Raw genomic sequence first — 13,661 nt, forward strand, 5'->3', positions numbered from 1 at the left:
GCTCTCTCGAGCGCTCCCCCACACGCTGTCGGACGGGCGGGACGGCGTGGTACCAGTACGTCTTCCTCCGCGACGGTGAGCGCATTGGAGCCATGGGATTCTTTGGGCCTCAGGAGTTCTTCGCTGGATATCCTCACTCAAGCTGGATATACACCTTTGATCTGACCTTTGGTCACGTCGTGGATGACATGCTGCGCTTCAAGCGCACGCTCGGTAGCTCGGATGACGACTTCCAATTCATCCGCAGCCTTGCGGCGGCTTTGGTGCCGGCCGCCATCACTTGGCAATCCCTCATCAGCGAGAGTGAGCTGGCGCTTCGCAGATACATCAGAAGCTGGTGTGCTACATCGTCCCCGGGGTAATCTTCACTGAGCCTCATAGCGGCTCTGGATGGAACAGGATCGACGCATGGAAATCTCAAACAAGAATGCACCCAAGCGCGGCGAGTTTTTTCTTCTGATGCCGGACACAGCCCGTGGTGGACGAGGGCACGGCGTCGAGATCGAAAATGAGGAAGCTCTGCTGACACCTCCCAGGCTGATCATTCGGCCGCGTGGGGGGGGCTTCCCAGTGCTCAAAGAGAAGCCTGTTCTGCTCCACGATCCTGGAGCGGGTGATCCGCCCGAAGACCTGGAGGGAGGGTTGAGCGGGTACTGGCTCGTGTCCGAGCGCCTCAAAGATGTCTTTTCCAAGGTCGATCCCGCTGGATTCGATTTCGTGGAATGCGACTATCGACAAGCCGACGGATCCGAGGGCCCGCGCTACTACCTGTGTGAGGTAACACGTGAGCTGGACGCGCTTGACGAAGAGAGCTCCAGGCTGACCATCGATGTCAGCGACGACTTTGTTGGCGGAAAGTTCTATGACCTCAGTGGCGGCACAAGTCTGTCGTTTCGCAAAGACGTTGTTGGCCAAGCGCATATTTTCCGAACCCCGTACTCTGGCGGTTTGACCTTCTGTGATCGAATTCTCCGGGACGCTGTCTGGGCTGCAGGCATTGGCGGGCAGAGGGAATCGCGAGGCCTGTGGTTTACGGACGCCGCCGACATCTGAACCGGCAATGTGACATCAAGGAAGAGGTGGCGAAATGCCTCGCAATGGACCGATTTTTCAAGACCATCACGTCATTGAGCAGCAGACGTTTCGAAACAGTCAGCTCCTAAAGGTCCTCGAGAGGGCTAACCTGGTTGAAAAGGATGCCTTCGAGAACCGGATCAGTATGCCTGCGGATCCGCGGCTCGCCCACGCGCTGGGAGTTTCTCCCCACAGCGGTGGGCCAATCAGGGAGTATCAAAAGGGCATCGGTTTTCAACTTGAGAAGCTGGCGCAAACCGTCGATGGCCAAGCTGCGCTCGAGAACGACGTAGAAGCGATGCAGCGAATCGCGGGCCGGGTGAATGGCCTGCGCGACACGATGACCATCGGATTGGTCAACGGTGACCTTTACACCAATGCCCCACTTGGCATGACTGCGGAGGACATCCGGCCTCGGACGCAGATGTTCCTCCATGGTATCGATAATTACGGTCGCGCGAACGCCCATCAGCTCGCCACACTCAATGGGCTTTCATCCGTTGATCGTGGGTACCTTTCGGTTACCCAATCCGAGGCAAGAATCCTCACTGTGCTTGAGTTTTCTCAGCAATCGACTAACAGGTTGACGAAAGGTGGTGACTTGGATCTGCAGCGGCACCAGTTGGCGCAGGCAATAGCCAATGCTCATCAGGATGGGCGAATAGCTTTGTCCGAGAAGGGTATACAAAAAGTTGAAGCCACTCTGGGCCAGGCTGCAGCCAGTTCACTCCGCGTGCCTCGTGGACAGCAAGGCTTTGCGTCGATCGGCTTATTGCTTGGCGATACCCCGACCAGCACGCTCGTACGCACTGGCGGGCTGCTGACCACAGGCGCTGACGCCATCCTGACCGCCCGCCGCTCCGCCGAGCTGCTTGAACAAGGCAATGCCACCGCAGCACAGTCTGAGGTCAACCACGCCCTCGCCCGAAATGTTGGCGGTTGGGCCGGTGGCACTTCCATGGCCATGGCATTGGGGGGAAGCGGCTACGTACCGGCCGCTGTAGTCGCGGCGGATGCATTGTTCCTGGCCAAGGCATTCGAAAAAGGGGCCGACCTACTGGACAACCGTGCCATTTACCATCAGACCGCCTCTGGTGTGTCGTGGGCGTTCGATGGAGCCCAATGGTATCGGGAGGCAGACTTCGAGCGAGTAAGCGCCGGATCGAGCGACCCGATCGAGGGGCGTGTTGCGGCCAGTTACGAAAAGTCCCAGCAGCTGGGGGCGATGGCGACCGCGAAGGCGGTTGAACTCGCGCTTGGCAAAGCACCGCCGCCCCAGGATCCATTCAAGATTCCAGCCCAGGCAAGCGAGCAGCGCGGCTTGGACAATCAGGACTGGTACCGCAATCCCGATACCTCGGCATGGGAGCGACAGGTCAAAACCGGCTTGTCCGGCGCAAATGATCGGGCAAGCTACGAAACCCAGACTGCGACGCCGGAGCGCGCCCAGCAACTCAATCAAGAGGCATTGGACCGTATCGAGGGCAATATTGCTACGGGGCCGGAGGCGATCGCAGCGCAGTATCTGGAAGCGTATGCTGCGCAACGCGCGCAAGACTACGGGGTGAGCGTGCCGGAGGCAGTCGAGTCGGCGCGCGCCAAATCCGGCGCCGTGCTCGGTTCGGATAGTGAGCGTTATCTGCGCAGTGCGGTGGGTCAGTGGGTGAGCGGGAGCCGGATGGCCGAAGGTAACCTGGCGCTGGAACTTGAGCTGACCAACCAGATGCGCCAGCCGTCGCTGGAGCGCTTCCAGCAGGAGCTGGCAGACATCCAGGCTTTGCCGGCGCCGTCGGTGGAGCAGACCGGGAAGAACGAACTGCTGCACCGCTATCAAAGCGCTGGCGTGGACCTGAACGTAAATCCTGAAACCCAGCAAGCCATCGCGCTGGCTGTGCAGCGCACGCTGGATGCCAATGGCGTCACCGGCCAGACGATGCAGCAACTTCAACGCAATGAGACGGGCCAGTATGGCTACGACAGCCCCATCAATTACTATCAGACCGGGCCCGATGGCGTGGCGCATCTGGTGGCCGTTACCGACGTTGCTGAGCTGCGACGGGCGTGGACGGAGGTCCGGGCACAGCAACAGGAAGACGCGCCGATCCCTGACTCCCCAGAGCTACGCATCACCGCACTATCGGCCCAGGAACGCGATGCCCACGAACAGGCGCTGCGCGAGGCGAACCGTGAGGGACTCTCCATCGGCGAGGCGCAGCAGGTCGCTGCCGCTGCTGCGCTGGGCGTAGCTGATCAGCGCATTGAAGAGGCGTTGGCGCCGGAGGTGCAGCAGCGGGAGTCGGGACCTGTAGAGGCCACCGTTGCTCCGGCAATGGCCGCCGCCTCGATACCGCCCATCAGTGCACCGCTCCCCACGGAGGCTGATCGTGCGCAGTCTTCTGAGATGGATCGCCACGACGAAGCACGCCGCACCGAGGCGGAGCGGGCGCAGGCGTCGAGAGAAACCGAGGAAGCCGATCGGCGCCACGCCGTCGACACGGCAGACGAGGTGGTCAGACAAGTGCCGCAGGCGCAGACCAATCATCCGGAGACAGCTGAAGCGCCGCCCATGTCTCCTGCTGGCTCCAGTGCTCCCGACGCAATGAACCTCCAGCCCGCCCATGTGGAGCCAGGCGCTGCGGTGCCAGCTGCGCACGAGCCGCAGCGCGGATCTGAGCCGGAGGCGGTCACCATTGCCAACACCCATCAGCTCCCACCTCAGATCACTGAGCCGCAGCCCATCGCTGACCAGCTTGCGAGTGACTGGCAGCCGGCAAACGAGGATTCCCGCGAGCAGATGCAGTCGCTCGCAGAAGAAGCGATCCCACCACACCACTTCACCCAGCCATCGACTGACGCCGAGCTGGAGCAGACCGCACAGCCGCCTGTATACAATCGCGAAGAGACCTACGCCCAAGACGCCCTGCTGCGGCAGGCAGAGCAGGCAGAGCAGTCGATCTCCAGCGAAGCAGAGCGCGAGGAACTTGCAGATATTCCCCCGGCCGAGCCACTCGACGTTGCGCGCCTACCTGAGCAACAGCACGCCGCGCCAGCGAAGCTGTCACCCGCGCACCCGGACCACCCGGACAACCGACTCTACGAGCAGATCCGCGAGGGAGTAGCCGAGTTGGACGCCCAGCATGGCCGCACACCCGATGCGATGAGCGAGCGCCTGACCGGCAGCCTGCTCGTACTGGCGAAGGACAACGGGCTGGACCGCGTCGACCACGTGGTGTTGAGCCAAGCGACGGCCGATGCCCGGTCCGGGCAGAACGTGTTCGTCGTCCAGGGCGAGATGGGCGATCCCGCGCAGTTGCGTGCAGGGATGTCGACCCAGCAGGCCGTGTCGACGCCGTGGGACGATTCCATGCAGCAATTCGATGCGGTGGCAGAGGAACGCCAAGCGCGTGCGCAACAGCAGGCGCTGCAGCAGCAGGACGAAGACCAACGCGTGCAGCACGAAATGCAGCTGACGGCTGCAAGCATGGGTGGCTAGGTGCGGCCACTACAGCGTTCATGGGTGTGCGAGACCCATGGCGTGCTCGTTAGCGCGTGTGTGAGCGAACTCGCTCGGACCCAGGTTGCGCTCCAGGCGCTGATTGCGTCACCTCACCGGGAGGTTCATTTCACACCAACCGGGATGCAGCGATCATGGCGGGCGGGGCAGGGAGGCAACCCGCCTCGTAAAACCGCAGGGTCGTTCACGCAAGAACTGTGGAATGGCCGCACGCCGGAGTAGCCTGATAGCTGTTGTCTTTGGCAACTGGCCCTGTGAAAGATAAGTTCCACTTCACTCGGCCTGCCTACTCGATTCATGGTGGAGGTGGAGCTTCGAAACTCCACGACATATGACGAGAACGACGTGCAATACGTCGGGAGGGCGGCTAATAAAACACCCCCGGAAGGGGGGAATAAGCCCGCCGATCATATGCGGTTTCGAACCTCCCGACACCCTTTCGCCCCCGCGGGCGAAAGCACCTCCCGTCAGGAGTGGCCAACATGCACGAACCTCTGAATCCGGCTACCCCAACAGTCGGTATGGCCGTAGCGCAGTCCTCCGTCCCGCTGCATGCGCGGTGCACGCCATGACCATGGAGAACGCCCACTTCACCCTCGCCGAGATCTTCGACGCCTTCCACCGCTCCTCCGAGCTGTGTCGCCCCATCTGGCGCGCCTCCTTTGAAATCTGCTGCATGGCGCTGGGCCTGAACCCCGCGCGGGAATGGGAGCGCCAGGTCCGGCGAGCGCGTCAAGGAGACAGCGAGGTGCATTGAGTCCTTCGGCCCAGCCTTCGAGGCAGAACGCAGACTTGCTGCCCCTTCACCCGCCTATGCGATCATCCCCGCCAAGGACCGCCATTCGACAATCGAACGGCGCGGGGCAAGGGTCGGTTTCAGACAGGGCTGAGTGAGCATGGAGCACAACGAACACTACACGGTGACCATTTACCTGGCCGCGCCGGGCACACCGCTCGAGGGCGGCGGCACCGCGCTCATGGGGCACATGTACCTGCAGACCGCGCACGGCGCGCAGCGGGACAGCTACGGCTTCGGCCCGGCCCCGGATGCGGCCTCGGGCGTGGTGTCCTACACCGATGCGGATACCTACAAGGATCCCTACTACGCCCGCACCCTGGAGATCACCCGGGAACAGTTCGACAGGATCCGCGCGTTCGGCGCGCATCCGGCCGCGCACGGTTTCAACATCAACGGGCCGGTGTTCACCAGCAGCTGCGTGGATTTTGCTTGGGCCGCACTCGGCCACGCCGGCATCCACCGGCAGACCGGTGCCGATACCGACCACGACAGCGAGTTCGCGGTGCTGTTCAACCAGCCGGAAGTGCAGTGCATTGCAGCACCGGTCCCGGGCAGCGCACTGAACACCGAGCACCACAACCCGCTGCCCGAGCGCGATGTGTGGCAGCGTCGCCTGGCCGAAATGGAACGGCAGAAGGCCGCGCGCCGTCCTGCGCCACCGCCGGCGACACCGGCCGATCCCGCCCACCCGGACCACCGCCTGCTGACCCAGCTCAACAGCAAGGTGGCCGAGCTGGACGCCGCCAACGGCCGTACCTTCGACGCCACCAGTGAGCGCATCAGCGCCAGCCTGCTGGCCCTGGCCAAGCAGAACAACCTCTCCCGCGTGGACCACGTGCTGCTGAGCAGGCGCACCGAGGACAACGCAGCGGCCGAGAACATCTTCATCGTGCAGGGCGACCGTGATGACCCCGCGCACCTGCGGGCGAGCATGCCGACCGAGGTAGCGGCCAAGACGGCAGTGGATGAGTCGTTGAAACGGGCGAAGTGACATAACGGCGCGCGCTGCAGTTGCCGCCATGACGCGGCCCTGCCGGACGTGACGTCTTCAGCCTGCTACCATGCCCGAGCCATAGCCAGCCTGCCCTGCACGAACCGCTGCACGGGCCGGCCGTTGTACAACGGCCCCGCGAGCCAGGACACCCCCCGTGCCCATCCAAGGAAGCTCGCATGCACCCTCGTTCCGTTTTCCGTTCGGCCGCCCTGGCCCTCGCCGTCAGCCTGACCCTCGGCGCGCCGTCCGCGTTCGCCGCTGACACCGCCGCGCCCACCTCGGCCGCTACTGCCGCCGCCGTCCAGCGCAAGCCGATCGCCCAGGGCCTGTACGAGCTGGCCTTCAGCCCGAAACAGAACGCCGTGTTCGTCGCCTCCTCGGGCGGCTTCGGCGATGCCGCCGGCCCGGCGCAGGTGCTGCGCCTGAACCCGGAAACCCTCGCCGTTGAAGCCCGCATTCCGCTGGAGCGCAAGGGCTTTGGCGTGGTGCTCGATGACGCCGGCGACCGCCTGTATGTCGGCAACACCGTGGACACCTCGGTCACCGTGGTCGACACCGCCGCGAACAAGGCCATTGGCACCGTGCAGCTGATGGAGAAGGTGGTGGGCAAGGATGGCAAGGCCTCCTATACCCACGACCTGCGTGAGCTGGTGGTCGATGCGCCCAACCACCGCCTGTACGTCACCGGTCACTCCGGCGACGGCAGCGTGCTGTTCGTGGTCGACACGCAGACGCTGAAGGTGATCAACACCATCCCCGGCCTGGGCAACGCCAAGGCGCCGGGCCTGGCGCTCGATGCCAAGGGCAAGCGCGTGTACACCTCCAACCTGCTGGCCGAAGTGGTCACTGTCGGCACCGACAGCGGCAAGGTGGAGCAGCGCTTCAAGGTAGGCGCCGAGCAGCCGATGAACATCGCGCTCGACCCGGCCGGCAAGCGCCTGTTCGTCACCGACCAGGGCTCGGAGATGATCCGCAAGTACCAGGCCAGCAGCTCCGGCTTCACCTCGTCGCACCCGGGCCAGCGCGTGCTGGTGATCGACCGCGGCACCGGCAAGGAACTGGCCAGCATCGCCACCGACGCCGGTCCGCTGGGCATCCTGCTGGATGCACCGCGCAAGCGCCTGTACGTGACCAACCGCGACGGCGGCACCGTCACCGCCTACAACAGCGATACGTACAAGCCGGTGGCGACCTACGCCGTGCCGACCCACCCGAACAGCCTGGCGTTGGATGCCAAGAACAACGTGCTGTACGTATCGGTGAAGAATGGCGAGAAGGACGCCAAGGGGAGTGAGGAGTCTGTGGCGCGGATTGCGCTGTAACTGCATGCGGTGACGCACATCCGGCCCTTTGCGGAGGGTCGGATGTGTCGCCCGCCAATGACATAATCGATCCCGCACCAGGCACGGTCGCCTGCTTCGATAGCGAGATCAGGGATGTCCAACGCTTCATTCCCCCAGCCCCTACCGGCTGACCTGCGTACCCGGCTGGAGGACGATCTGCGTTTCCAGCGCGATGCCGGTACCGCGCTGCTGCGCTTCGCCATCGGCGTGGCGCTGGTCATCACCGCATTCGCAGCCTGGTTGGGTATGCATACCAGCGGCACAGCACCGACGCTGATTCCCACGTTCGTGGCCGCCGCCATCGGGGTGATCGCGATCATCATCGCCGTCGTCCATCGGCGTCTGCGCATGGCATCGCTGCGTGACGTGCTGGCATCGGGCCAGGTCATCGTGGTGGAGGGACGCCTGGATGCGGCGCAGATCCTGCCCGCCTCTGGCGGTCAAGGCCGTGCCTATCTGGTCGATGGCCGATCCTGTTCTGTGGTGGAGGAGTCGCCGGGCAGCGAAGAGTTGCTGGGTTTTGTCGCTCACCAGATCGTCGGCCCCGTCGCTGGCACGCCCATTCGCCTGGTCTTCAACGCGGTCCGCCCTGGACACCTGCTGCAGGTGGAATATCCGACCCTGCACGCGCAGGCCGTCGAGGCCGCACCCATGGTCTCGCGTGACTGGAAGCGCGTGATGGCACGCCCGCGCGCGCTGTTGCAGGCCGCCGCATGGTGGGGCGGTGCGATGGTGCTCGCCTTGGTCGTGCTGGCTTTCCTGCCGGGCGTCAGCCGTGGTTTCAGCGCCTGGCTGGGCATCGGCCTGGTGGTGATGATGCTCTGGGTGCTGCTGCTGTGTCTGCCCGCGCTGCGGATGTGGGGACAGCGCAAGCTGGTGATGCGTGAGACGGTGGCCGGGCCGGTCCAGGAGGTAATGCAGGCGCGCACCCGGCGTGGCCGGCAGGGCGTGGAGAGCGCGCAGTTCGTGCGCGTGGGCGGTCGCTGGTACCGGCAGTCCACTCCGGTTTCGCAGCCGGAGGTCGTGCCGCCATCGCTCGGTAATGAACTGGCCTTCACCTACGCGACGCTGGGTTCCCGGCGAGTTGCGCTGCAGGCTTCAGTGTCGTCGCACTGATCGGAAGTCACTCGAGGCGAGGGCTGGGGCGAACGCGGTGAGGCGCGCTGGCGCGGCTCGTCAGGCTGGCACGGTGGATGCGCAGCAGCTTGCCACTCTGCCTGCCAGGCAGCCAGCACATCGCCCGCGCTGCCCTGCAGCTCGCAGCGCCTCCCTCAACGCGGCCCGCGATGCCGGATGCACGCCCACCCCATGCAACAGCAACGTACGCGCAAGTCCGCCGCAGGCGATGCGGGGAATCGCCAGTACGACAGGAGCGTTGGCGCGAGGGTACAGCGGGCGAAGGTCCATCCGAGCCGGCTCATTATGGCGTTGGTGCGGATTGCACTATGGGTAATGTCCGTCTCACAGACTGAGACCGTGCAGGCAATGTATGGGTCTGGTGAAGCGCTCAGACCTGTGCAGGCGATGTCATCGCCGCCGCCGCATTTTTCACAGGATAGGCCATCGCACTTGCCTAGGATCGGTCACTCCTTTCCCATCGCTCGAAGGATTCCCCATGGCTGCTTCCCACGTCCGTCTGCACGTTGAAGATACCGGCGGTACCGGCCGTCCGGTGGTGCTCATCCACGGCTGGCCGTTGTCGGCCGAGTCCTGGAAGGCGCAGATCCCGGTGCTGAAGGATGCCGGTTACCGCGTGGTGGCCTACGACCGTCGCGGCTTTGGGCGCTCGGACAAGCCGGCCGACGGCTACGAGTACGACACGCTGGCCGATGACCTGGCTGGGGTGCTCAACGACCTGGATCTGAAGGACGCCACCCTGGTCGGGTTCTCGATGGGCGGCGGCGAAGTGGCCCGTTACATCGCCCGCCATGGCGAGCAGCGGCTGCGCAGTGTGGTCTTCGCCTCGGCGGTGCCGCCGTACATGCTGCAGACCCCGGACAACCCCGAAGGCCCGCTCACCCAGGCCAAGGCCGATGAGATGCGCCAGGGCCTGGAGCGCGACCGCGACAGCTTCTTCGATGGCTTCACCAAGGACTTTTTCAGCGCCAAGGGCGTGCTGAAGGTCAGCGAGAAGCAGCGGCAGGAGGCTATCGACCTGTGCAAGCAGTCGGACCAGACCGCCGCGCTGGGCTGCATGAAGGCCTTCGGTACCACCGATTTCCGCGACGAGCTCAAGAAGGTAACGGTGCCCACGCTGGTGCTGCACGGTGACAGCGACGGCACGGTGCCGTATGAAGGGTCCGGCAAGCGCACCCACGCGGCCATTGCCGGTAGCGAGGCGGTGGTGCTCAAGGATGCGCCGCATGGCTGCAATGCCAGCCACCCGGAGCAGTTCAATGCGGCGCTGGTCGCCTTCCTGGCGAAGTGAAGCTGCGTTAGCATCCGGCCATGCGCCAGACCCGAACCCCACCGTGGAAGAAGCCCAACCCCAACGGCGGGAAATCCTCGCCGTTGTCGCCGGCGCAGAAAGACGCCGCGCGGCAACGCGCCGAGGAAAATGGCCGGGCCTATCCGAACCTGGTCGACAACATGTGGGCGAAGAAGCTGCCGCGCGGTGATTGAGGTCGGGTGGCCAACGCCCTTACCGCTTGACCGCCAGCACCCCATCCAGCGCCAGCTCCGCCTTGAAACCCGCTTTCTCCAACCGCTTGGCCACTTCCCGCGGCACATCGCGGCCGCTGGTGAGCTTGTTGGGTGCGCCGGTGTAATGGAACATGCGCCCGCCGTCGCGGATCACCCGCGCCAACTGGTCATAGAACACCTGCGAGTACAGTTCACCGGCGATGCCGAAACGCGGCGGATCGTGCAGGATGGCATCCACCGAGCGGGTCTCCAGCGCCTCGATCGCAAGCGAGACATCGCCCTGGGTCAGTGACAGCCGGCCCCCACTGCTGGCGGCGTCCGGGTCTGGCGACCACGGGTTGAGCGTGCGCAGCCACAGCACGTCCGGATTTTTTTCGAACGACTGGATGCGCGCTACGCCGCCTTCCAGGCAGCAGGCGGCGAAGTAGCCGAGCCCGCCGCAGGTATCGAGCACGGTCTTGCCCGATGGCGCGATCAACGCCACCTTGCGCCGCGCATCCTCGAACGGCGACACCTGCGCGCTTGGCAGCATCTTGATGCCATCGATCTCGAAGGTGGGGGCGTCCCAGTCGGTGGGCACCAGCTTGATCAGCGCCGAACCGAACCGGGACACCGCCAGGAATTCCTCCCCATCCCAGTAGTACAGGGTGCGGTCGCGGGTCTTGCCCGGGTAGTCGTAGCGCGCGCCCTTCCACAACCAGTGGTCCGCAGCCAGGGTGGCGGGACCGGTAGAGCGGCCAAGATCAAGCGAGCCGGTCCACTCGCCGGCGCCGGCATCACGGGCGCGGGTGAGGGCTTGGGCGAGCGGAAGGGTCAGCAGGGGACCGGTGTAATGGGGCACGGGAGTCGGGAACACCCCGCCGTGAGGCGGCCGGGTGACAGGGTAGTCAGGGGTGGGCATCGTACCTGACCACGCGGCAATGCCGCCTGACGGCGGTCGGCTGTCATCGGGCACCGCTATAGTGCGTTCTGGCGCCTTGCCGGTTCCTGGCCGTTTCCGCGGTCGGGGCAGGGCAGGCGGTTACATCGTTTTCCAGGAATGTGAGATGCACCGGACCATGGGAACTATCCGCCGCTGCGTCGGCGCGCTGCGCCGCCACCGGTCTGCAAGGATCGCGCTGCCCAGACTTGGCAGCCACCGGCGCAGCCTGCTGGTGATGGCGACCCTGCTGGCGCTGACCGCCTGCAACGGCTCGCATCCGCCGCCGCAGGGGACCGCGCTGCAGGATGTGCGTGGGATCGAGATCCGTTACACCTACTCCGGATGGGAGCGCGCCGAAGAAGTCCATCGGCTTCGCCCGGGCGAGGGCCGCCGTACCTTCGTGCGGCGCTCGCAGCTGGACATGGACGGCAACGGTCCGGTGACCACCGACAGCATCCCGGCCCAGCGCGTGGGGGAGCTGCTGTGGGCACTGTCGGCGCCTGCGTGGACGCGCGAGCGCGCCGTGGAGGAGGTGGCGCGCCGGGTGCGGCCGCGGGAAGTGTTGAGGTATGCAGCGACGTCGGCCTCGACCCGGGTGCCGGCCTGCACGACCAGTCAGATTCAAGACCAGATGCACCGCCTGCTGGGGGGCGCCCGGCTGCGCGAGGTACTGGAGGACTACTACACCGGTGGCATCTGGACCGACGATTCTCCGGTGATGCACGTGGTCATCGAGTATGGGAATGCACCGACACGGGTACTCAGTTCGCGCTCGCAGAAGCTGATGATGTTGCCGTGGACCGAGGGGGAACCGTCGGCCGATTCGGACGTCGCGCCACAGAACTGGTCGGTGCCGGTAAGCCAGGCGCTTCGACGGTTGCTGCCGGAGGCGTCGAAGGCTGCCGCGCGGTTGGATGCACGCGAGGATTTCGGCTTGAAGGGATACATTTCGTCCCAAGCCATGACGACCTGCGAGGCGCAGCACCGCTGAGCGGTGTGGTGGCACCCTGCGCGCGCTGTTCCGCTCTCCCGACGCGGTGGTGAGCCAACGCCGATGCAGCGGCGCGTAGCAGTCCGATACGCGCTTCAGGCGCGGACCGATCGTGGTCAGAGGCTGGCAATCGCAGACTGCGCCCATGCCCTACGATCACCGCCCCTGGCAGCCCGGCAACGCGTACTTTTTCAGTGCGCACCTGCGTGATCGGCAGAGCCGCCTGCTGATCGAGCAGGCCCAGGGTCTGCGCCTCGCGTTCCGGGTGGCGCAGCTGGCCCGTCCGTTCCGGATCAACGCGATCGTGGTGCTGCCCGACCACCTGCACGGGGTGTGGACGCTGCCGGAGGGTGACGACGACGGTCATCGGCGCTGGACCCAGATCCAGGCGATCTTCGATCGGCAGCTCCCGGGCATGCCCCCGCGCGCGGTGCTGCGCCGCGACCGCACGGCACGTCCGCTATGGCACAGCGGTTTCCGCGAGCACCGCATTCTGGATACGGAGGACTTCGACCGGCACGTGGCCTACGTGCACCAGAATCCGGTCAGGCACGGCCATGTGCGCGAGGCGACCGAGTGGCCGTACAGCTCCATCCATCGCATCGCCCGTGGGGACGGGCCGTGTTGAAGTACGGCCCCGCGCTGCCCGTCTGCGCGCGTCTGCGGGTGGGGTACTGCAGAGGATGGGTACTGGCGTTGCCGCGCGCGTGCGTCGCACGGCCGGCAGTGCGGGAGAAGGGCGATGGCGGCAGGCACGGGGAGTTGCCCGCCGGCGTTACTGCGTCACTTTCCGGTGGGTCATGGGCACCGGAAGGAACGCACAGCGTCCTCCCGCACTGCCGGAGTAGAGGCTAGTGCGACGTCGTCAATTGCACATCCGCGGCTCGCCGGCTGGACTCAGCCGCAGCGCACTTTGAACACTGGCCCGGCGCCGATCAGCACCAGTGCCATGTAGTCGCTGTCCTTGTCCTTGCCCTTGAGCGTGGCACCGGGATTGAAGTGGAAGATGCCGAACCCGCCGTTCGGGCGTACCAGCGCCTTGTCGATCTGATCGGCGTCATCCTTGAAGAAGCGGGCGATGTCCGCTCGCGAGGACACCTGCAGGACGGTATCGTCGCGTTGCCACTGTTCGTCGCGGTTGAACGACACGTAGTACTGGCCCTGCTGCTGCTCGATGCGGAACTCCGCCGGCTTGCGTGGGTGGGTGGCATAGCACCCCAGCATGGGATCGGAGGAGAACGTGCCGGCGCCGGAGTCGGCGTTGCGGCAGGCGCTGAGCAACAGGGGTGACAGCAGTAGCAGGCGGGTGACGACGTGCATGGCGGGTCCTCCTGGTAGCGGGTATTGCCGCATTGTGGCGTAGCGAGCGGGAGGGACCGTG

At 65.2% G+C, this 13,661-nt stretch carries 12 protein-coding genes; 10 read left to right on the top strand and 2 right to left on the bottom strand.

All coding sequences use genetic code 11. From position 1 onward, the window contains the following. Positions 1-408: 408 nt before the first annotated feature. From AC1DR7_RS03200 to AC1DR7_RS03235, 8 genes are all read left to right on the top strand, one after another. The gene (locus tag AC1DR7_RS03200) at positions 409-1,053 is read left to right on the top strand and encodes a DUF1629 domain-containing protein (protein ID WP_457321899.1); all 645 of its coding nucleotides are present in this window, start codon (positions 409-411) and stop codon (positions 1,051-1,053) included. 34 nt (positions 1,054-1,087) lie between these two features. After that, positions 1,088-4,567: an XVIPCD domain-containing protein gene (locus AC1DR7_RS03205; RefSeq protein WP_478076400.1), complete on the top strand. Its 3,480-nt coding sequence runs from the start codon at positions 1,088-1,090 to the stop codon at positions 4,565-4,567. 589 nt (positions 4,568-5,156) lie between these two features. Next, positions 5,157-5,345: a hypothetical protein gene (locus AC1DR7_RS03210; protein WP_256775096.1), complete on the top strand. Its 189-nt coding sequence runs from the start codon at positions 5,157-5,159 to the stop codon at positions 5,343-5,345. Between the two features lie 139 nt (positions 5,346-5,484). Next, positions 5,485-6,378 (top strand): XVIPCD domain-containing protein, encoded by an 894-nt coding sequence (locus AC1DR7_RS03215; RefSeq protein ID WP_256775097.1) that lies wholly within the window; start codon positions 5,485-5,487, stop codon positions 6,376-6,378. A gap of 179 nt (positions 6,379-6,557) precedes the next feature. Next, positions 6,558-7,703 (top strand): YncE family protein, encoded by a 1,146-nt coding sequence (locus AC1DR7_RS03220; protein WP_457318282.1) that lies wholly within the window; start codon positions 6,558-6,560, stop codon positions 7,701-7,703. A 114-nt stretch (positions 7,704-7,817) separates the two neighbouring features. Next, positions 7,818-8,840 (top strand): hypothetical protein, encoded by a 1,023-nt coding sequence (locus tag AC1DR7_RS03225; RefSeq protein WP_478051081.1) that lies wholly within the window; start codon positions 7,818-7,820, stop codon positions 8,838-8,840. A gap of 499 nt (positions 8,841-9,339) precedes the next feature. Further along, the gene (locus tag AC1DR7_RS03230) at positions 9,340-10,152 is read left to right on the top strand and encodes an alpha/beta fold hydrolase (protein ID WP_457318284.1); all 813 of its coding nucleotides are present in this window, start codon (positions 9,340-9,342) and stop codon (positions 10,150-10,152) included. Between the two features lie 20 nt (positions 10,153-10,172). Then, entirely contained in the window at positions 10,173-10,346 is a 174-nt protein-coding gene (locus AC1DR7_RS03235; RefSeq protein WP_312239092.1) for a hypothetical protein, read from the top strand. A gap of 19 nt (positions 10,347-10,365) precedes the next feature. Here the strand turns inward: AC1DR7_RS03235 and AC1DR7_RS03240 are convergent, their stop codons facing one another. Beyond that, the gene (locus AC1DR7_RS03240; RefSeq protein ID WP_457318285.1) at positions 10,366-11,268 is read right to left on the bottom strand and encodes a class I SAM-dependent methyltransferase; all 903 of its coding nucleotides are present in this window, start codon (positions 11,266-11,268) and stop codon (positions 10,366-10,368) included. 145 nt (positions 11,269-11,413) lie between these two features. Between AC1DR7_RS03240 and AC1DR7_RS03245 the strand changes: the two genes are divergently transcribed. Both AC1DR7_RS03245 and AC1DR7_RS03250 read left to right on the top strand, forming a co-directional pair. Then, positions 11,414-12,280, top strand: coding sequence for a hypothetical protein (locus AC1DR7_RS03245; protein ID WP_478052601.1), 867 nt, complete (start codon positions 11,414-11,416; stop codon positions 12,278-12,280). Positions 12,281-12,425: 145 nt separating this feature from the next. Next, positions 12,426-12,908 (top strand): REP-associated tyrosine transposase, encoded by a 483-nt coding sequence (locus tag AC1DR7_RS03250; RefSeq protein ID WP_457318287.1) that lies wholly within the window; start codon positions 12,426-12,428, stop codon positions 12,906-12,908. A gap of 269 nt (positions 12,909-13,177) precedes the next feature. Here the strand turns inward: AC1DR7_RS03250 and AC1DR7_RS03255 are convergent, their stop codons facing one another. Beyond that, complete coding sequence (locus AC1DR7_RS03255; RefSeq protein WP_457318288.1) at positions 13,178-13,600, bottom strand: hypothetical protein; 423 nt, start codon at positions 13,598-13,600, stop codon at positions 13,178-13,180. Between the last annotated feature and the right edge of the window lie 61 nt (positions 13,601-13,661).

Source organism: Stenotrophomonas sp. P5_A9 (genome assembly GCF_056400525.1).